Annotated in this window: 18 protein-coding genes; 10 read left to right on the top strand and 8 right to left on the bottom strand. The window is 65.3% G+C overall.

Annotated features, from left to right (window positions below; all coding sequences use genetic code 11):
* The first annotated feature begins 138 nt into the window (after nucleotides 1-138).
* A complete protein-coding gene (locus DLM85_RS22305; RefSeq protein WP_165822254.1) occupies nucleotides 139-834 on the top strand; it encodes a glycosyl hydrolase 108 family protein in 696 nt (231 codons plus the stop codon).
* A 131-nt stretch (nucleotides 835-965) separates the two neighbouring features.
* On the opposite strand, the gene DLM85_RS22310 is transcribed toward DLM85_RS22305, so the two are convergent.
* The 5 genes from DLM85_RS22310 to DLM85_RS22330 all read right to left on the bottom strand — a co-directional run bounded on the left by DLM85_RS22310 (nucleotide 966) and on the right by DLM85_RS22330 (nucleotide 4463).
* Complete coding sequence (locus tag DLM85_RS22310) at nucleotides 966-1364, bottom strand: DUF6960 family protein (protein WP_133257208.1); 399 nt, start codon at nucleotides 1362-1364, stop codon at nucleotides 966-968.
* Nucleotides 1365-1486: 122 nt separating this feature from the next.
* The gene (locus tag DLM85_RS22315; protein ID WP_111480402.1) at nucleotides 1487-1975 is read right to left on the bottom strand and encodes a DUF6691 family protein; all 489 of its coding nucleotides are present in this window, start codon (nucleotides 1973-1975) and stop codon (nucleotides 1487-1489) included.
* Entirely contained in the window at nucleotides 1972-2535 is a 564-nt protein-coding gene (locus DLM85_RS22320; protein ID WP_111480403.1) for a YeeE/YedE family protein, read from the bottom strand. The genes DLM85_RS22315 and DLM85_RS22320 overlap by 4 nt, the downstream gene beginning before the upstream one ends.
* A 67-nt stretch (nucleotides 2536-2602) precedes the next feature.
* Entirely contained in the window at nucleotides 2603-3289 is a 687-nt protein-coding gene (locus DLM85_RS22325; RefSeq protein ID WP_133257209.1) for a hypothetical protein, read from the bottom strand.
* 64 nt (nucleotides 3290-3353) lie between these two features.
* Nucleotides 3354-4463 carry a class I SAM-dependent methyltransferase gene (locus DLM85_RS22330; protein ID WP_111480405.1) on the bottom strand — a complete coding sequence of 370 codons (1110 nt, stop codon included), beginning with the start codon at nucleotides 4461-4463 and terminating at the stop codon, nucleotides 3354-3356.
* A gap of 186 nt (nucleotides 4464-4649) precedes the next feature.
* Here DLM85_RS22330 and DLM85_RS22335 point away from each other — a divergent pair, with 186 nt between their 5' ends.
* The 8 genes from DLM85_RS22335 (at nucleotide 4650) to trpS (ending at nucleotide 13531) form a co-directional block, all read left to right on the top strand.
* The gene (locus DLM85_RS22335) at nucleotides 4650-6503 is read left to right on the top strand and encodes an alpha-amylase family glycosyl hydrolase (RefSeq protein ID WP_243636089.1); all 1854 of its coding nucleotides are present in this window, start codon (nucleotides 4650-4652) and stop codon (nucleotides 6501-6503) included.
* A gap of 138 nt (nucleotides 6504-6641) precedes the next feature.
* Nucleotides 6642-8486, top strand: a complete 1845-nt coding sequence (locus tag DLM85_RS22340) for a glycosyltransferase (protein WP_111480407.1) — start codon at nucleotides 6642-6644, stop codon at nucleotides 8484-8486.
* 6 nt (nucleotides 8487-8492) lie between these two features.
* Nucleotides 8493-9320 (top strand): DUF4198 domain-containing protein, encoded by an 828-nt coding sequence (locus DLM85_RS22345; RefSeq protein ID WP_111480408.1) that lies wholly within the window; start codon nucleotides 8493-8495, stop codon nucleotides 9318-9320.
* Between the two features lie 108 nt (nucleotides 9321-9428).
* Nucleotides 9429-9803, top strand: a complete 375-nt coding sequence (locus DLM85_RS22350) for an STAS domain-containing protein (RefSeq protein ID WP_078012567.1) — start codon at nucleotides 9429-9431, stop codon at nucleotides 9801-9803.
* Nucleotides 9804-9932: 129 nt separating this feature from the next.
* Nucleotides 9933-10844: a ribonuclease Z gene (locus tag DLM85_RS22355; RefSeq protein WP_111480409.1), complete on the top strand. Its 912-nt coding sequence runs from the start codon at nucleotides 9933-9935 to the stop codon at nucleotides 10842-10844.
* A 270-nt stretch (nucleotides 10845-11114) separates the two neighbouring features.
* Nucleotides 11115-11888, top strand: a complete 774-nt coding sequence (locus DLM85_RS22360) for a queuosine precursor transporter (RefSeq protein WP_111480410.1) — start codon at nucleotides 11115-11117, stop codon at nucleotides 11886-11888.
* 27 nt (nucleotides 11889-11915) lie between these two features.
* A complete protein-coding gene (locus DLM85_RS25195) occupies nucleotides 11916-12539 on the top strand; it encodes a hypothetical protein (RefSeq protein WP_133257210.1) in 624 nt (207 codons plus the stop codon).
* Between the two features lie 11 nt (nucleotides 12540-12550).
* On the top strand, nucleotides 12551-13531 hold the full coding sequence (gene trpS / locus DLM85_RS22365) for a tryptophan--tRNA ligase (RefSeq protein WP_111480411.1): 981 nt from the start codon (nucleotides 12551-12553) through the stop codon (nucleotides 13529-13531).
* Nucleotides 13532-13687: 156 nt separating this feature from the next.
* Here trpS and DLM85_RS22370 read toward each other — a convergent pair whose 3' ends face one another.
* Nucleotides 13688-14596 (bottom strand): hypothetical protein, encoded by a 909-nt coding sequence (locus tag DLM85_RS22370; protein WP_243636090.1) that lies wholly within the window; start codon nucleotides 14594-14596, stop codon nucleotides 13688-13690.
* An 89-nt stretch (nucleotides 14597-14685) separates the two neighbouring features.
* Nucleotides 14686-15873 carry a CaiB/BaiF CoA transferase family protein gene (locus DLM85_RS22375; protein ID WP_165822255.1) on the bottom strand — a complete coding sequence of 396 codons (1188 nt, stop codon included), beginning with the start codon at nucleotides 15871-15873 and terminating at the stop codon, nucleotides 14686-14688.
* 249 nt (nucleotides 15874-16122) lie between these two features.
* On the opposite strand from DLM85_RS22375, the gene DLM85_RS22380 reads away from it, so the two are divergent.
* Nucleotides 16123-17172 carry a Gfo/Idh/MocA family oxidoreductase gene (locus tag DLM85_RS22380; RefSeq protein WP_111480443.1) on the top strand — a complete coding sequence of 350 codons (1050 nt, stop codon included), beginning with the start codon at nucleotides 16123-16125 and terminating at the stop codon, nucleotides 17170-17172.
* A 47-nt stretch (nucleotides 17173-17219) separates the two neighbouring features.
* On the opposite strand, the gene DLM85_RS22385 is transcribed toward DLM85_RS22380, so the two are convergent.
* On the bottom strand, nucleotides 17220-17879 hold the full coding sequence (locus DLM85_RS22385; RefSeq protein WP_111480412.1) for an NAD-dependent epimerase/dehydratase family protein: 660 nt from the start codon (nucleotides 17877-17879) through the stop codon (nucleotides 17220-17222).
* Nucleotides 17880-17938 lie beyond the last annotated feature (59 nt).

Genomic DNA, 17938 nt, shown 5'->3' on the forward strand with positions numbered 1-17938 from the left:
CATTTGCCGGGCTTGCCGCTGCATAATTAAAAAATTCCTCGTCAAGCCCAATCGTTAATTATGTTTTTTACTAATATCGACCTTTCGGGGTCGCCACCGCGCCCACGTATTTTATCTGCTGCCCGTTCTTTTTTCGCTATGGCTGCTTTTGCGCACTACTACCCCACCCTGCTCGCCAACGAAGGCGGCTACTGCCACGATCCGCTCGACCCGGGCGGCGAAACCTACCGCGGCATTGCTCGCGCCGCCAACCCGCACTGGTCCGGCTGGCCCACCGTCGACGCCATCAAGGCCCACCTGGGTTTGCCCCACCCGGTGCCGCAGGCCGACTGGCACCAGCTGAACCTGGCCCTGGCCGCCGATGCGCCCCTGGCCGCCGCCATCGAAGCATTTTACAAAGCCGCCTACTGGAACCCGCTGCACCTCGACGCGGTGAACTCGCAGCCCATTGCCGATCAGCTGGCCGACCACGGCGTGAATGCCGGCACCGGGCGCGCCGCCAAGATGTGGCAGTACCTGCTCATCACCGAGTTTGGCGCCCACCTCGTCCTCGACGGCCAGATCGGCCCGCAGAGCGTGGCGGCCCTCAACGCCGTCGACGCCGCCCACTTCTACCAGCGGCTGATTGCCATGCGCCAGGCGTTCTACAAGTACCGCGCGGGCAGCTTCACCCCGGCCGAAGCCACGGCCCTGGCGGCCTGGCATCAGTTCTTCGCCCAGCAGCTGAACCTGCACACCGACGTGCGCATGGAGAAGTACCTGGCCAGCTGGCTGGGCCGCACCCACGAAGCCTTCACGCCCACCCCGGCCACCGTCACGACGGCCACGGCGTAGAGCTCTGCTTTATAAAAGTCAAGAACGTCCTGCTGAGCCCCGCGAAGCATCTCTACCGAACAACGGCTCGGTAGAGATGCTTCGCGGGGCTCAGCAGGACGTTCCTGTTTAAGCGGGGCTCACCAGCAGATCTAGCGCGCCGGGCGCAGCTCGTCGGCTTCGAATACGCGGGGCACTTTCTTCTTGCGCACCACAATCTGGTAGCGGGGGCGGTCCTGCCGCTCATCCCACATGATATCCGACACGACGCCGCGCAGGCGGGGCTGGCCGGGTTCCAGATCCACGGCCTCCACCGCGTCGCCGAAGCCGAAGGGCGGGCGCCCCACGGGGCGGAACAGGTCGGGGCGCACGAGGTAGTTTCGCTCGTCGTAGCGCAGGGTTATCCAGTCTTCGTCCTCGCTGATTTTCTCGAAGAGCTTGTCCAGCGGCTCCACCCACTCGAAGGAGCGGCGGTTGGCCGGGTGTAAGTAAGAGTAACCGTAGGCGGGCGACCAGCCATACAGGCCGTATTCGAGCATCGGACGGGGCACAGAAACGCGGAATTGGCGGTGAGACGTAGAATAGTAAAACACCGCAACAAAGCCGCGGGTTCGGCGGGCGGCAAAAGTATCACCGATAAGCCAAGTGGTACCCGAGGACCCGCGCCGCGCCGCTAGTGCGGCAGGCGCGGGCGCAGCCACCCGTAGGCCCAGGTGCCCAGCATGGCGCTGACGATGGCTACGCCAATAACGCCCACGCCACTGCCCCACAGGGCTAGCAGCGGCCCGGGACAGGCGCCCGTCAGGGCCCAGCCCAGGCCGAAGAGCGTGCCGCCGACGATGTAGCGAATGCCGCGGCCCATGGTTTTGGGCGGCAGCTGAATTGGCTCCCCGCCGAGGGTGCGGGCGTGGCTGCGCTTGAGCAGCTGCGTGGTGAGAATGGCCACGGGCAGGGCCGTCAGGAAGATGCCGAACATGTGAAAGCCCTGAAAGCGAAACATTTCCTGAATCCGAAACCAGGAAATCAACTCGCCCTTGGTGATGACCACCCCGAAGGCCACGCCCACCGCGAAATACAGCAGTAAGCCGCGCCAGCTTCCGGCCGAAGCTTCCCGCGCGGCCGGTACCACCGGCGGCGCGTCCGAAATCAGCGGCGCGCTCATGCCAGAATCAGTGGTAAGAGCACCCAGGTGCCGATGATGCCGCCCACGAAAAAGGCGGCCATGGCCAGCATGGAGGGCTTTTGCAGGTCGGCGACGCCCGTCAGCGCGTGGCCCGAGGTGCAGCCACCCGCGTAAGCCGTGCCGAAGCCCACCAGAAAGCCCCCGCCCACCACCAGGGCCAGGCCGCGTCCGCTCAGCAGCGCGGGCCAGTTGAACAGCTCGGCCGGCACCAGGCCGCGAAAGTCGTGGAGGCCGAGGCGCTGCAGATCGGCCACGGTGGCGGCTATGGCTACGGGCTGCGGGTTGCGCAGCACGGTGCCGGCCAGCAGTCCGCCCCCGATGATGCCCAGCGCCAGGGCCAGGTTCCAGCCGCCTTCCCGGCGCCAGTCGTAGCGGAAGTAGTCGAGGCCGCGGGTGGGCAGCACGGCGGCGCAGGCGTGACGCAGGTTGCTGGATATGCCGAAGAGCTTGTTGCCGAGCAGCAGCAGCAGAGGCACCATCAGGCCTACGAGCGGGCCAGCCACGTACCAGGGCCAGGGGCGCGCGAGAAATTCCATCATGCCTTAAAGTAAGGCTTTCGGGCCGATTCGGGACCAACCAGCCGGACGAACGTTACCTCAGTCGGGCCTACGCCGGTTCTTCGTTTTCGTCGTGCACAGGGCCACCGGCGGCGTGCTGCAGCAGCTGCTCGCGCAGGGCCGGGCCTTCGTGCAAATGGGCGAAGGACAGGCGCTCCTCGCGGCCGCTGCGGTAGCGGATGAGCAGGTCCGCCGGGCCCACGGCCACCAGCGTGTCGATGTCGGCCCAGCGCCAGTGACGCAAGGGCACCAGCGGATTGGGGCGCAGACTGAAGCCCTCGGCGTGCAGGTGCAGGTGGCGGCGGGCATCGAGGTGGCGCAGGCCGAAGGCCAAGCCCACGTATACCAGCGCCCCCCCCCAATACAGCCAGGGCAGCACGTGGAAGCGGGCCGGAGCGCCGGCGGCTTCGGCCTCGTGGTGGCGGTGCCAGATGTGGTAGCCTTCGAGGGCCAGAATGCCCGCGCCGGCAATTTCCAGCCACTCCACCGCGGCGCGGTGGTGCGGGTGGTGGTGCAGGTGGCGCAGCTCCCGCACCAGCAGCACCACGTAGGCCGCGCCCACCCCGATTTCGGCGGCCGTCACCCAGCTCGGCGCCTCGCCCTGCAGCAGGGGCAGCAGGCTACTGAGGAGCACCAGCGCGGGCACCAGGTGCGAAAGGGCCTTGGCGCGCTGCCGCCGGGCGTGGTGGCGGTGGTACACGACAATGCGGCTGGGGTCGGAGGCGGAGGAATTCACGGCGCCCAAGCACGGCAAAATCCGGGCAGGGCGCAACTCCGCGCGGCACCCGGCGGCCAACGCCTCAGCTGTGCAGCCGGTAAAAGCGGAAAAACGGGTGCTCGATGGCCAGGATTTCGGTGCGGGCGAAACCGGCGCCGCGGGCGTAGCGGGCCAGGGTGCCGGGGCGCATCACGGTACCGGTTTCGGCAGAAGGCTCCTCGGCCTTGCCCACCGGCAGGCAGTGCAGAATGCTGAAGCCGTACATCAGCCGCTCAATGGGGTCGGCGCTGACGGAAAACTGCTCGGCCACCCGCTCGTCCATCACCAGCACGGCGCCGCCGGGGCCGGCCAGGCGGCGCATGGCGCGCAGCACCGCCACCGGCTGAGCCATGTCGTGCAGGCACTCGAAGGCCGTGACCAGGTCGTAGTGCCCGGCGGTGAGCGGGGCCTCGGCGGCGTCCTGCACCCGGATGCGCACCCGCCCGGCGAGGCCCGCGGCGGCCACGTTGGCCTGGGCCAGCGCCACCGATTCCTCGTCCAGGTCGAAGCCGTCGACCACCACGTGCGGGTAGCTCTGCGCCAGCCCGATGGCCGACCAGCCGGCGCCACAGCCGATGTCGGCCACGCGGGCGGGCGGCGCGGCCTGCCGCAGGCGGGCGTCGATATCGGGCAGGCCGGGCAGCCACTCCTGGCCGAGCTGCTGCAGAAACATGGTACGGTTCTGACCGGCCTGGCCCTCGCGCATGTCGGGGCCGTAGGCGCCGAAGGAAAGGCCGCCGCCGCTGCGGTAGGAGGCCACCACAGCCGGCAGCGGGTGCACGATGCCGGCCATCAGTTGGGCCAGCGGAGCGAGGTACTGCAGGCTGTTTTCGTCGGCCAGCACTTCGGCCGGGCCGGGCGGCAGGGCAAAGCGCCGCTCCTCGGCCGGGGCCCGCTCGTCGTCGACGGTGAGAATGGCTGATACCGCCTGCTGCTCCAGCCACTCCCGGGCGTAACGGGCATCGGTGCCGCTGCGGCGGGCCAGCTGGGCGGCGGTGAGCGGGCCGCTGCGGGCCAGCACCTGGTAGTAGCCCAGGCGCACGCCCAGATACACGCCGAACACGTCGAGCGTGCCCAGCAACGACTGCACGAACCGGTCGGCAAAGGCTTCGGCGCTGACCTCGGCGGCCGCGGCGCTTGTGGTGGTTTCCATAACGCTCCGGGGTTGGGTTGACGACACCGCCGGCGGACAGCTTCCGCCGGGCTTATCGTCAAGGTAATCAATATCAACCACTAGCGCCCTGGGCCGCTTCCCGGGCTGTAACCGCGGCCGGCACAACCTAAACTCGACAAAAGCAGTTACTGCCTACTGATTTTGCCGCACACCTTGCTTTCTTACATGCCTAGCACCTCAACCCCGAAACAACCGCGCCGCACTACTCAGCCGGCCGCTCCCGTGGCTGCCCTGCCCACTGGCATGGGTGCCATTCTGCACGATAAAGGCGTGGCCTTCCGCGTGTGGGCCCCGCACGCCCGGGCCGTCGCCGTGGTCGGGCCCTTCAACGACTGGAACCCCGAAGCCCACCCGCTGCAGCACGAAGCCGACGGCTACTGGGCCGCCGACATCCCCGGCCTGCAAGCCGGCACCGAGTACAAATTCTGGCTCAAGGGCGAAAACGGCCAGGAGCTGACCCGCCACGACCCCTACGCCCGCGAAGTCACCCACTCGGCCGGCAACTCGGTGGTGCACGACCCCAACTTCGACTGGGGCGACGACCATTTCGAGATGCCCGCCTGGAACGAGCTGGTGATTTACGAGCTGCACGTGGGCACCTTCTACGCCCCCGACCCCGCCCGACCCGGCAGCTTCCGCGACGCCATTGAGAAGCTGGGCTACCTGAAGGACCTTGGCATCAACGCCGTGGAAATCATGCCGGCCACGGAGTTTCCGGGCAGCCTGTCGTGGGGCTACAACCCGGCCCACCCCTACGCCATCGAAACCGACTACGGCGGACCGCTGGCCTTTAAGGAGTTTATCCGGGCCGCCCACCAGCACGGCATTGCGGTGATTCTGGACGTGGTGTATAACCACTTCGGCCCCGGCGACCTGGACCTGTGGCAGTTCGACGGCTGGAGCGAGAATGACGGCGGCGGCATCTACTTCTACAACGACTGGCGCGCCGAAACGCCCTGGGGCCACAACCGCCCCGACTACGGCCGCCCCGAAGTGCGCCAGTACATCCGCGACAACGCCCTGCTCTGGCTGGAAGAATACCGCGTGGATGGCCTCCGGGCCGACGCCATTGCCCACATCCGCAACGTGGACGGCACCAACGACCCCGCCCGCGACCTGCCCGACGGCTGGAGCCTGATGAAGTGGGTGAACGAGGAAGTGCACGCCCGCATGCCCTGGAAAATCACCATCGCGGAGGACTTGCTCGGCAACGAGTACATCACCAAAACGCCCGGCGAAGGCGGCCAGGGCTTTTCCACGCAGTGGGATTCGGCCTTCGTGTACCCGGTGCGCGAGGCGCTGGTGACGCCCAACGACCAGGACCGCAGCATGCCCGCCGTGGCCGCGGCGCTGACGAAAGTGTACAACGGCGAGGCGTTTCAGCGCGTCATCTACACCGAGTCGCACGACGAGGTGGCCAACGGCAAGGCCCGCGTGACCGAGGAAATCATGCCCGGCGACGCGGCTTCGTGGTTTCCGAAGAAACGCTCCACCCTGGGCGCGGCGCTGGTTTTCACCGCCCCCGGCATCCCGATGATTTTCCAGGGCCAGCCCATGCTCGCCGACGGCTCGTTTTCGGACGACCAGCCGCTGGACTGGGCCCGCGAGGAGCAGTTTGCGGGGCTGGTGCACCTGTACCGCGACCTGATTGCGCTGCGCCGCAACTACCACGGCACCACCCGCGGCCTGCTGGGCCAGCACATCGAGGTGTTTCACGTCAACGACGACGAGAAGGTGCTGGCCTTCCGCCGCTGGGACGCCGGCGGCCCCGCCGACGACACCATCGTGCTCTGCAACTTCGCCGACCGCGGCCACGACGCCTACACCATCGGCCTGCCGGCGGGCGGGCAGTGGCAGGTGCGCTTCAACTCCGACTGGGCCGGCTACGACCAGGAATTCGGCAACTTCGAGAGCGTGGGTGCCGAGGCCGAGGCGGGCGACTACGACGGGCAGCCGTTTGCCGGCACCTTCGGGCTGGCGCCGTACTCGGTGCTGATTATTTCGCAGGACGCGGAGTAGCTTCGGCAGCAAATCGGAGCGGCGGGCGGCGGTGGTTTTGAAAAAAACTGCGCCGCCCGCCTTTTTGCTGATGTTTTGCCCTTGAAACCACCGGGCAGCTTCTATCTTGCCGCAAGTCCTCCAACGCGCCCTTACCGAATGCAATTTCCCGCCTCCGCCCCCGAAACCGTTGTGCCCAGCGCCCTGCTCCTGGAAGTTGCCTGGGAAGTCTGCAACCAGGTCGGCGGCATCTACACCGTTATTCGCTCCAAAGTCCCGGCCACCGTCGACGTGTGGAACGACCGGTACTGCCTGCTCGGGCCCTACTTTCCGCAGCAGGCCCAGGCCGAGTTCGAGCCGCTGTCGGACACCCAGCTGGCCGCCGCCTACCACGACCCGGTGGCCCGCGCCGTGCGCCGCCTGCGCCAGCAGGGCGTGGAGGTGCACTACGGCCACTGGCTGGTGACGGGCAAGCCGCGGGTGGTGCTGATTTCGCCCTTCCAGGCCTACCACCAGCTCGGGCAACTCAAGTCCGACCTGTGGCACCACCACCACATTCCCTCGCAGGAGCACGACGATTTGCTGCACCAGGTCACGGCCTTCGGGCACCTGGCCACGCGCTTTGTGCAGACGCTGGAGGCCGAAGCCGAAGCCGCCGAGTACCGCATCATTGCCCACTTCCACGAGTGGATGGTGGGCTCGGCCATTCCGGCCCTGCGTCGCGAGCAAACCAAGGCCAAGCTGGTGTTTACCACCCACGCCACCCTGCTCGGCCGCTATTTGGCCATGAACGACCCGAACTTCTACGACCACCTGCTGTACGTGGACTGGGAGCGGGAAGCCAAGCACTTCAACATCGAGACGGCCGTGCGCATGGAGCGCGCCGCGGCGCACGGCGCCCACGTGTTCACCACGGTATCGGAGCTGACGGTGCGGGAGTGCATTTACCTGCTCGACCGGATTCCGGACGCGGTGCTGCCCAACGGGCTGAACATCGAGCGGTTTGTGGCCCTGCACGAGTTTCAGAACCTGCACCAGCAGTACAAGTCGAAGATTCACGAATTCGTGATGGCGCACTTCTTCCAGTCGTATTCCTTCGACCTGGACAAGACGCTGTACTTCTTCACCTCCGGCCGCTACGAGTACCACAACAAGGGCTTCGACGTGACGCTGGAGGCCGTGGCGCGCCTGAACTACCGCATTCAGCAGAGCGGGCTGGAGGGGCAGGTGGTCTTGTTCATGATTACCAAGCGGCCCTACCACAGCATCAACGCCGAGGTGCTGCAGAGCCGCGCCATGCTCGACGAGGTGCAGAGCACCTGCGAGGCCATCGAGCAGCAGGTGGGCGAAAAGCTGTTTTACCAGGCCGCCAGCTCCTCCGATTACCAGCTGCCCAACCTCAACGACCTCGTCGACGACTACTGGAAGCTGCGCTACCGCCGCGCCCTGCAAAGCTGGAAAACCACCCGCCTGCCCCCGGTCATCACCCACAACCTGGTGGACGACTCCAAGGACGACATCCTGGAATTCGTGCGCCGCGCCAACCTGGTGAACAACCGTCACGACCGCGTGAAGGTGGTGTACCACCCCGATTTCGTGTCCACCACCTCCCCGCTGTTCGGCATGGAGTACGGGCAGTTCGTGCGCGGCTGCCACCTGGGCATCTTCCCCAGCTACTACGAGCCCTGGGGCTACACCCCGCTGGAGTGCATTGCCCGCGGCGTGCCGGCCGTCACCTCCGACCTCTCCGGCTTCGGCGACTACGTGCAGCAGCACGTGCCCGACCACGAGCAGAAGGGCATTTTCGTGGTGCGCCGCAAGGAGCGCAGCTTCGACGAGGCCGCCGAGGAGCTGACCGACATGCTCTGGCGCTTCGTGATGCTCAACCGCCGGGAGCGAATCATGCAGCGCAACCAGGTGGAAAGCTCCTCCGGGCAGTTCGACTGGCACCAGCTGCGCCAGCACTACGACCGCGCCTACGAGCTGGCCCTGGAGCGGGAGTAAGCGGCCATGAAACGCCTGCTCCTGCCCTGCCTGCTGCTGGCCGTCAGCACGGCCCTGGCCAACGAGTTCTGGCTGCAGCCCACGCGCTTCGCCGTGGCGCCCGGCAGCCGCGTGCACCTGGGCCGCTGGGTGGGCGCCGATTTCAAGGGCACGCGCTGGACCGGGCAGAGCGCCCGGCTGGAGCGGCTGCTGCACCTGCCGCCCGGCGCCGCCGAACCCGTGGACCTCACGGCCCCGGCCCGGCAGGCCGACACGCTCAGCACCACCGTGGAGCTGCGGCAGCCCGGCGTGCACCTGCTGGCCCTGCGCACCAACGACGCCTACCTCACCCTGCCCGCCGCCGAGTTTGAGGCGTACCTGAAGGAAGAAGGCCTGAGCGACATCAGCTGGCAGCGGCAGCGGCGCAAGCAGCAGGACAAGCCCGGCCGCGAGGCCTACCGCCGCTGCGCCAAAACCCTGATGCTGGCCGGCCCCGCCGGGGCCGTATCGGCGGCCGACACCACTTACCGGCGCCGCGTGGGTCATCCGCTTGAAATCATCCCCGAGCAAAACCCCTACACGCTGGCGCCGGGGGCCTCGCTCACCGTGCGCGTGCTGGCCGACGGCCGCCCCGCCGCGGCCCAGGCCGTGCAGGTGTGGCTGCGGCCCGTGGGCGGGCAACCGCCCAAACATTTTACCCTGCACACCAACCAAAACGGCCGGGCGCTGTTTCAGCTGCAGGCTCCGGCCGAAGTGCTATTGGCCGCCGTGCGCATGGTTCCGCTCGCCAAGCACCCGCAGGCCGACTGGCAAAGCACCTGGGCCTCGCTCACTTTCGGGGCGGTGGGGCGCTGAAATTGGCGGAAAACCTATAACTTCGTAGGGTTCCGCCTATACCAGACACCCGGCTTTTTTTCTTACCTTCGCAACCTACCCCCTCTTCGCACAACCCTCCTTCCTGGTATGAAGTACTCCATCGATAAAAAAGAGAACTACACGATCATCACGATTGACGAGAAAAAGCTCGACACCACCGTCGCGCCGGACCTGAAGTCGGAGTTCGTGAAGCTCAACGCCGAGGGCATCAACAACCTGATCCTCGACCTGCAGAACGTGAAGTACACTGATTCGTCGGGTCTGAGCTCCATCCTGATTGCCAACCGCCTCTGCAACTCCACCGGTGGCCTGCTCGTGCTGACGGGCCTGCAGGACCACGTGATGAAGCTCATCACCATTTCCAAGCTGGAATCGGTGCTGCACATCCTGCCCACGGTGGAAGAAGGCATCGACCGTATTTTCCTGCACGCCATCGAGCGCGACCTGACCAGCAAGGAGTAGTTTTCGTCTAGGTGTCAGTTGCGAGGTTGTCAGTTGTCAGTTCGAGAAGCTGACAACTGACAACCTCGCTCGTTTTGTAGCCGCCCCAAGCTGCACCTGACAACTGGCAACTAACAACTGACAACTGTTTTGGAGTTTGAGCTAACGATACTCGGCAGCGCTTCGGCCACGCCCATGCTCGGGCGCCACCACACGGCGCAGGTGCTTGCCGTGGGTCGCGAGCCGTATCTGATTGACTGCGGCGAGGCCACCCAGGAGCGCCTGATTGAGCAGCGCATCCGCTTCGGGCGCATCAACTGCATCTTTATCTCGCACCTGCACGGCGACCATTTCTTCGGCCTCTTCGGCCTGCTGGGCACCCTGCACCTGCAGGGCCGCACCGAGCCGCTGCGCATTTTCGGTCCCGCCGGCCTCGACGAAATTCTGACCACCCAGTTGCGCTGCTCCGGCACCCCGCTGAACTACGACGTGGACTTTGTGGCGGTGGATACCGAGCGGCACCAGCTGATCTATTCCGACCAGCTGGTGCAGGTGTATACCCTGCCGATGCGCCACCGCATTCCGTGCTGCGGCTACCTGTTTCGGGAGCAGCCCCGGCGCCGGCGCCTGCTCAAGGAAGTTCTGCCCGACTCGCTCACGCCCGAGCAGCTGCAGGCCCTCACGCGCGGCGAAGACCTCCACGACGCGGCCGGCCACGTGTGGCTGCGCCACCACGACGTGACCACCGAGCCGCCCGCACCCCGCAGCTACGCCTACTGCTCCGACACGGTGTACCAGGAAAGCCTGGCGGAGCTGGTGCGCGGCGTCGACCTGCTCTACCACGAGTGCACCTTCCTGCACGAAATGCTCGACCGGGCCCAGCAAACCGGCCATTCCACCGCCCGCCAAGCCGGGCAGCTGGCGCGCCTGGCCGAGGTCAAGCAACTGCTCATCGGCCACTTCTCCTCCCGCTACCGCGACCTGCAGCCCCTGCTCAGCGAAGCCCGCCGCGAGTTCGAGCCCACCCAGCTGGCCGTCGAAGGCCTCACCGTGACGCTGTAGCAGTTGGCAGTTGGCAGTTGGCAGTTGGCAGTTGGCAGTTGGCAGTTGGCAGTTGGCAGTTATGAACTGGCTTCGTCTGGGCAGGTTGCGTTTTTTCCTGCCGAAGCTTAGTTTCTTTGCAGCTTCAACTGCTGAAGTTGTTTAGACAGTTAAAAGAACGTCATGCTTCGACTGCGCTCAGCATGACGCCCTGATTAATTTTCGGCGACTTCCTAAACAGCTTCGCTTGTTGGCCTGACAACCCGCAACTGACAACTGATAATTCCCTTCATGTCTACCCCGGCCAACGCGCTGTTTGCCCACAAGAAGCAGCAGCTGTATTTGGTGCTCAGCGCCATCTTCATCGTCAATGCCCTGCTGGCCGAAATCATCGGGGTGAAGATTTTCCACGTCAACGGACTGATCGGCCTGCCCGAATCGGTGCCGGGCGACCTGACGGCGGGCGTGCTGATCTGGCCGGCGGTGTTCGTAACCACGGACATCCTGAACGAGTACTTCGGGCCCCGGGGCGTGCTGCGGGTGAGTTTGCTCACGGCCGGGCTGATCCTGTACGCCTTTGCCGTCATCTACGCCACCACCCGCCTGCAGCCCGCCGCCTTCTGGCTCGACGTCAACAAAACCGACGCCCAGGGCCGGCCCTTCGACATTGACTACGCCTACCAGAGCATTTTCCGGCAGGGCGGCAACATCATCATCGGCTCCATCGCGGCCTTCATCATTGGCCAGCTGCTCGACGCGACGGTGTTTCAGCGCCTGCGCCGCATCACCGGCAGCCGCCTGATCTGGCTGCGGGCTACCGGCTCCACGCTCGTCTCGCAGCTGGTCGACTCGTTTGTGGTCTTGTTCGTGGCCTTCTACGTGTTCGGCAACTGGTCCTTCGAGCAGGTCTTGCGCGTGGCCAACACCAACTACTGGTATAAATTCGCGGCGGCGGTGCTGCTCACGCCGGTGCTCTACCTGGCCCACAACCTTATCGACCGGTACCTGGGCCGGGCCGAAACTTCGGAGCTGCAGACGGAAGCCGCTGCGGATGTAAGCGTGTAAGGCGGTTTGCCACTGCACTTCAAGCCAATGCGCTACTTGCTGCTTATTATCGGCCTGCTACTTTCCCAATTGGCAGTAGCACAATTTTCTAAGCGTTTTGAAGCAGGCTCATACTTTTTAATGGCTAATCCTGGCGTTAGGCAATTGGGGGATTTAAAGCTTCGAAATGAGCGTAAGCTCCTTGTCAAAACGAAAAAAGGGAAACGCCTCAAATTGCCCCCCGATGAAGTTAAGCGTTTCCAACTTGGTTCTCGCGCCTATGTGGTGGCTAAGCACTTTCATCTCTCCGTCAATTCTCGCTCAATTGCTGTAGACGAGGCTTTCGTACAGCGGCTCGACAGTGGGCAGGTAGTGGTAATGCGTTATGACCACCTCCTAAATACCGGTGCGGACTGGCTGTGTCTCTACCGGTATTCCATTGACGCTTATTTACTGCAAAGCCACCCAGATTCTGCTGTCGCCGTCGTCGTTGACTACTTTGACAAGGCTCGTTTTCGTCAACAGGCACGACCTTTTTTGGCTAGCCGCTCTGATTTGGCGCAAATGCTGGATGAAGGGTTGATAACTTACAGCAACTTGCCTACTGCTCTCCACGCACTTAATAACAACTTACCTTTTTCAATTTCTGCCATTCCTGAGCGGAAAGAATAATCAACCTCTCCATGTCCCGCATTCTGACCGGCATTCAGAGCACCGGCCGCCCGCACCTGGGCAACCTGCTCGGCGCCATTCTGCCCGCCATTGAGCTGTCGAAAAGCTCGGCCAATACGTCCCTGCTCTTCATTGCCGACCTGCACTCCCTCACCCAGGTGCGCGACGCGGAGCTGCTGCGCCACAACACCTACTCGGTGGCCGCCGCCTGGCTGGCCTGCGGCTTCGACACGGAGAAGAACATGTTCTACCGGCAGTCCGACGTGCCGCAGGTAACCGAGCTGGCCTGGTACCTCTCCTGCTTCACGCCCTACCCGATGCTGGCCAACGCGCACTCGTTCAAGGACAAGTCGGACCGGCTCTCGGACGTGAATGCGGGCCTGTTTACCTACCCGGTGCTCATGGCGGCCGACATCCTGCTCTACGACGCCGACTTCGTGCCCGTAGGCAAGGACCAGGTGCAGCACCTGGAAATCACCCGCGACATTGCCTCGGCCTTCAACAGCCGCTACGGCGACACCTTCGTGCTGCCCCAGGCCCGCACCGACGAGCAGGTGATGATTGTGCCCGGCCTCGACGGGCAGAAGATGAGCAAGAGCTACGGCAACATCATCGACATCTTCCTCGACGACAAGGCCCTGCTGAAGAACATCAAGCAGATTGTGTCGGACAGCACCCCGCTGGAAGCCCCGAAAAACCCCGATACCGACAACACCTTCCGGCTGTTCGCCCTGCTGGCCACGCCCGCCGAGGTGGAGGACATGCGCCAGAACTACCTGCGCGGCGGCTACGGCTACGGCCACGCCAAGCAGGCCCTGTTCGAGGTCATCCGCACGCGCTTTGCCCAGGAGCGGGAGCAGTTCAACTACTACATGCAGAACCTGCCCGAAGTCGATAAGAAACTGGCCGAGGGCGCCCGCAAAGCCCAGGACTACGGCACCACGGTGCTCAACAAGGTGCGCGAGAAGGTAGGCTACCTGCCGCGGCGGTGAGGTAGTGAAATAGTGAAATGGTGATTTTAACATTCTGCCAAGCTCAGAATGTGCAAACGGCCCCGGCAAACTCATTGCCGGGGCCGTCCGATTATTACGGGGCACAAAATGGGCGGTCAGGTCAGGACCTGAACTCACTATTTCACCACCTCACCGCTAATACGTCAGCCCGTCGTAGCCGGGGTGGCGGGCCTGCTCGCTGCGGAAGTTGAAGCCGACCTTGCTGCCGCGGCTGACCTGCTGGTTTTCCAGCTTCTGCTTGACGCTGATTTTCTGAATATCCTGGATGGGCGGGGCCATCAGGTCGTTGTTGACGGCCGCAATCATGGCGCTTTCCACGTACAGGCGCATCGCGTCCTCGTTCACCACGTTATGCTCCATGTCGTTGTCGGGCATGTCCAGCTGCTTGGCCCCCTCGATGTAGTAGTGGTTGTCGATGTTGATCAGCAGGCGGCCCACCAGGTAGCCCGGGTCGTTCAGGCGCTGGTACTTGATCGAGTCGGCCATGAAGTTGTAGGCCATGATGTGGCCGAAGAAGCGGCGCCGGAAGTCCTCGCTCACGTAGCGCGAGCCGAACAGCGGGAAGTCGTCGGGGAAGGTGATGATGTTGGAATGCATCACGAACACCAGCAGGTCGCCGCTGAAGCGGATGTGAAACTCCAGCTCGTTCACGGGCCGGTACTCGATAACCACGCTGGAATCGACGGAGGTAACGCGGCGCGTGAGGTCGAGCACCAGCTCCTGCGTAACGGTGCGCAGGCACTCGAAAGCAGCCTGCGCGTTGCGGAAAATGGCCTGCTTGGCGGCCGATTTCTGCCGCAGCCCCTCGAAGATGATGTCGAGCTTGTCCTCGATTTCCTCGGGCGGGGCTTCACCCGCGGCCCCGGTGGCTTTAGCGGCTTTTTTGCGGCCGGCGGGCTTATCGGCTTTGGCGGACTTTTCCGCGCTGGCGGGCTTGCCGGCCTTCGCGGGTTTGGCCGGTTTGTCGGCCGGACGCGGGTCCGGCGCAGCAGGAGTTTCGGAGAACTCAGCAGACGGGGTCGGGCGGTTGTTTTCCTCGGGCATAGGTGGGCAGGCAGAGCCTTTTGGGAGTCAGCGGCTGGAATGGCATGGGGCCCTCCGGCCAGCGAAAGGACGCTTAATGCTACGAATCTTTAGCGTGGGGGGATGGAATTTTCGACCGAAACGCCGTCAGTTCCGTCCAACGCCGCCGCGTGCGCCCCCAGCCCGGGCGGCGCGGCCAGCGCCGTCACCACCGGCCACTGCGGACTGCGAAATGCCACCGTACGCAGCCCCGGGTGCGGAAATTCGGCCGCGGGCGGCAAGAGCATGGCCGCGGCGCCGGGCTCCCGCAGGGCCTGCCCCACGCTGCGCACGGCCCCGGCGGGCACGGCCGCTGCCTCCAGCCGCGCCAGCAGTTCGGCCCCGCTGATTTCGGCAATGCGCCCGGCCAGCAAGGCTTCCAGCGCGGCCCGGTGCCGCACGCGGGCGCCGTTGGTTTGGAACCGCTCGTCGGTGGCCCACTGCGGGCGCTCCAGCGCGGCGCACAGGTCCACGAACTGCCGGTCGGAGCCCACGGCCAGGATCAGGCGCACCTCGTCGGCGCCCTGGTACACGGTGCCGTAGGGCACGATGCTGGGGTGGCCCGAGCCCAGGGGCTGCGGATCATGGCCGGTGACGAGGTAGGTGCTGGCCTGATTGGCCAGCGAGGCCAGCCCGGCGTCCCAGAGCGACACCTGCACCAGGGCGCCTCGGCCGGTTCGCTCCCGGCGGTAGAGGGCCGTGAGCAGGCCTTCCTTGAGCTGGTGGGCGGCCAGCAAGTCCATCAGGGCCACCGGCATCTTCAGCGGGGGCTGGCCGGGCTCCCCGTTGAGGTGCATGAAGCCCGCCTCGGCCTGCACCACCGCGTCGTAGCCGGCGCGGGGCACCTCGGGGCCGTAGCCGCTGATCTGCCCGTAGATCAGGCGCGGATTGTGCTGGCTGAGCGCGGCGTAGTCGACCTGCAGCTTTTCCGCGTCGCCGGGCTTGTAGCTGGCCAGCACGATGTCGGCGCGGGCGGCCAGCTGCTGCACCCGGGCCCGGCCGGCCGGGCTGCGCAGATCCAGCACCACCGACTGCTTGCCCCAGTTGGCGCAGGCGAAATAGGCCGACACGTCGGTATCGGCCGGCTCGGCGGGCGTTTTCCAGGTGCGCGTCACGTCGCCCGCCGGCGGCTCGATTTTGAGCACCTCGGCGCCCAGCTCGGCCAGAAACTGCCCGACCTGCGGGCCAGCCAGCACGGCGGCCAGCTCCAACACGCGCAGGCCAGCAAGAGGAAGTTCGGAAGCGTCGAGGGCCTGCATTCGAAAAATAGGTCGAGGGGGTAAAACGGCCACTAAGTAAGCAGCTGGCGCGGCCGAGGGCAGGACATATTTTTTTGCGCACCCCGAAAATTTATGTCCTGCCCAATTGATGAGAGGCCGGGACATATTTTTTTCAACGGCCTGAAATTTTATGTCCAAGGCTCGAAGCGGACCAGGAATAAAGCGTCTCGGCGGCTTGCTTCAACGTTCGCCGCGGCCTTGCCCGGCTTCTTCGCGTATTTTGCCGCCATGACCAACGCCATCCAAACCGGCCTGCTCGCCTACGGCATGTCGGGCCAGCTATTTCAGGCGCCCTTCGTGGCCGCGCACCCCGCCTTTGAGTTCCGCGCCGTGGTGGAGCGCAGCCGCAAGCAGGCCCGGCAGCGCTACCCGGGCGTCATCAGCTACGACGCGGTGGCCGAGCTGCTGGCCGACGAGGCCATTGAGCTGGTCATCGTCAATACGCCCAACGACTCACACGTGCAGCTGGCCCGGCAGGCCCTGCAGGCCGGCAAGCACGTGCTGCTGGAAAAGCCCGTGGCTACCTCGGCGGCCGAAGTGCGGGAGCTGTTTGAGCTGGCCCGCACGATGAACCGCCAGCTGCTGGCCTACCAGAACCGCCGCTGGGACTCCGATTTCCAGTCGGTGCGGCAGGTTATCGACAGCGGGCAGCTCGGGCAGCTGGCGGAAGTCACGTTTCGCTTCGACCGCCACAAGCTGGCCCTGCACCACAAGCTGTTCAAGGAAGAGCCCGAAACGCCCGGCAGCGGCCTGCTCTTCGACCTCGGCCCCCACGTGCTCGACCAGGCCCTGAGCTTGTTCGGCCAGCCCGCGCACGTGCGCCGCACCCAGGGCCAGTTCCGCCCCGGCTCCCAGGTCACCGACTACTTCCAGCTGCAGCTGCACTACCCCCAGGGCCCGCTCGTGACGGTGGTGGGCGGCCTGGTGATTCCGCAGCCGCTGCCCAGCTACGTGCTGCACGGCACCCACGGCAGCTACCTCAAGCCCCGCGCCGACGTGCAGGAAGCCCAGCTCAACGAGGCCCTCTCCCCGCTCGATGCGGCCTACGGCCTGGAGCCCGCCGAGCTGGCCGGCCAGCTCACGGTGGTTGGTGCCGACGGCCAGCGCCAGACCACCGCCGTGCCCGCGCCCAAGGGCGACTACATGGGCCTGTTCGAAGCCGTGTACCAGAGCCTGCGCCACGCGGCCCCCTACCCCATCACCGAGGAGCAGCTGCTGTGGCAGCTGCAGGCCCTCACGGCGCCCGATGATGCCTGGGAGCTGCGCCGGGCGGAGTAGCTGGTTGTTCTAAACCGCTTGCAACTACCGCCGCAACGGGCTCATCCTCAATACCGACCCGCCAGCTCCACGATGTCGCGCACTTCCAGCACGCGCTTCTCGTAGCCGTGCCGGGTCACGTTGATCATGGCCCGGCCTACCTCGGCCAATGTCGACACGAAGCCGGGCGTGAAGCGGCGCAGCGCGGGGTACAGCCAGGCAATGTACTTGTACATGGGCAGCACGTTTTGCTGGCCCTCGGTGGCCTTCATAAAGCCGGGCCGGAACATGTAAGCGGCCCGGAACGGCAGGCGCAGCAACTCGTTTTCGGTGCGGCCCTTCACGCGGGCCCACATCTGCCGGCCTTTTTCGGTGCTGTCGGTGCCCGCGCCCGAGACGTAACAGAACGTCATCTGCGGGTTGAGCCGGGCCAGCGGGCGGGCAAAGCCCAGCGTGAGGTCGTGGGTGAGGCGGGTGTATTCGGGCTCCTTCAGGCCCACCGACGACACGCCCAGGCAGAAGTAGCAGGCGTCGTAGCCCGTCAGCTCGCTTTCGATAGCTTCGGGGTGCGCAAAGTCCGGCAGCAGCACTTCCCGCAGCTTGGGGTGCTGCCGGCCGGTGGGCTTGCGCGTGACGACAAGCACGCGCGTGATGCCGGGGTCCTGCAGGCATTCGAGCAGCACGCCTTCGCCCACCATGCCGGTGGCGCCGGTTACGATTACATTCATCTGGTTGCGGCTGAGGTTTGGGGGATTTTACCCTTTACGTCGGCCGATGCCCTTCAATA

This window comes from Hymenobacter edaphi, from assembly GCF_003258365.1.
In the GTDB taxonomy this organism is placed as follows: Bacteria; Bacteroidota; Bacteroidia; order Cytophagales; family Hymenobacteraceae; genus Solirubrum; species Solirubrum edaphi.

Bases quoted from the DNA above. Each gene is read 5' to 3' on its own strand.
- DLM85_RS22305 (WP_165822254.1), top strand. From the start codon at position 139: ATGGCTGCTTTTGCGCACTACTACCCCACCCTGCTCGCCAACGAAGGC.
- DLM85_RS22315 (WP_111480402.1), bottom strand. From the start codon at position 1,975: ATGAGCGCGCCGCTGATTTCGGACGCGCCGCCGGTGGTACCGGCCGCG.
- DLM85_RS22320 (WP_111480403.1), bottom strand. From the start codon at position 2,535: ATGATGGAATTTCTCGCGCGCCCCTGGCCCTGGTACGTGGCTGGCCCG.
- DLM85_RS22330 (WP_111480405.1), bottom strand. From the start codon at position 4,463: ATGGAAACCACCACAAGCGCCGCGGCCGCCGAGGTCAGCGCCGAAGCC.
- DLM85_RS22335 (WP_243636089.1), top strand. From the start codon at position 4,650: ATGCCTAGCACCTCAACCCCGAAACAACCGCGCCGCACTACTCAGCCG.
- DLM85_RS22340 (WP_111480407.1), top strand. From the start codon at position 6,642: ATGCAATTTCCCGCCTCCGCCCCCGAAACCGTTGTGCCCAGCGCCCTG.
- DLM85_RS22345 (WP_111480408.1), top strand. From the start codon at position 8,493: ATGAAACGCCTGCTCCTGCCCTGCCTGCTGCTGGCCGTCAGCACGGCC.
- DLM85_RS22350 (WP_078012567.1), top strand. From the start codon at position 9,429: ATGAAGTACTCCATCGATAAAAAAGAGAACTACACGATCATCACGATT.
- DLM85_RS22360 (WP_111480410.1), top strand. From the start codon at position 11,115: ATGTCTACCCCGGCCAACGCGCTGTTTGCCCACAAGAAGCAGCAGCTG.
- DLM85_RS25195 (WP_133257210.1), top strand. From the start codon at position 11,916: ATGCGCTACTTGCTGCTTATTATCGGCCTGCTACTTTCCCAATTGGCA.
- trpS (WP_111480411.1), top strand. From the start codon at position 12,551: ATGTCCCGCATTCTGACCGGCATTCAGAGCACCGGCCGCCCGCACCTG.
- DLM85_RS22370 (WP_243636090.1), bottom strand. From the start codon at position 14,596: ATGCCCGAGGAAAACAACCGCCCGACCCCGTCTGCTGAGTTCTCCGAA.
- DLM85_RS22375 (WP_165822255.1), bottom strand. From the start codon at position 15,873: ATGCAGGCCCTCGACGCTTCCGAACTTCCTCTTGCTGGCCTGCGCGTG.
- DLM85_RS22380 (WP_111480443.1), top strand. From the start codon at position 16,123: ATGACCAACGCCATCCAAACCGGCCTGCTCGCCTACGGCATGTCGGGC.
- DLM85_RS22385 (WP_111480412.1), bottom strand. From the start codon at position 17,879: ATGAATGTAATCGTAACCGGCGCCACCGGCATGGTGGGCGAAGGCGTG.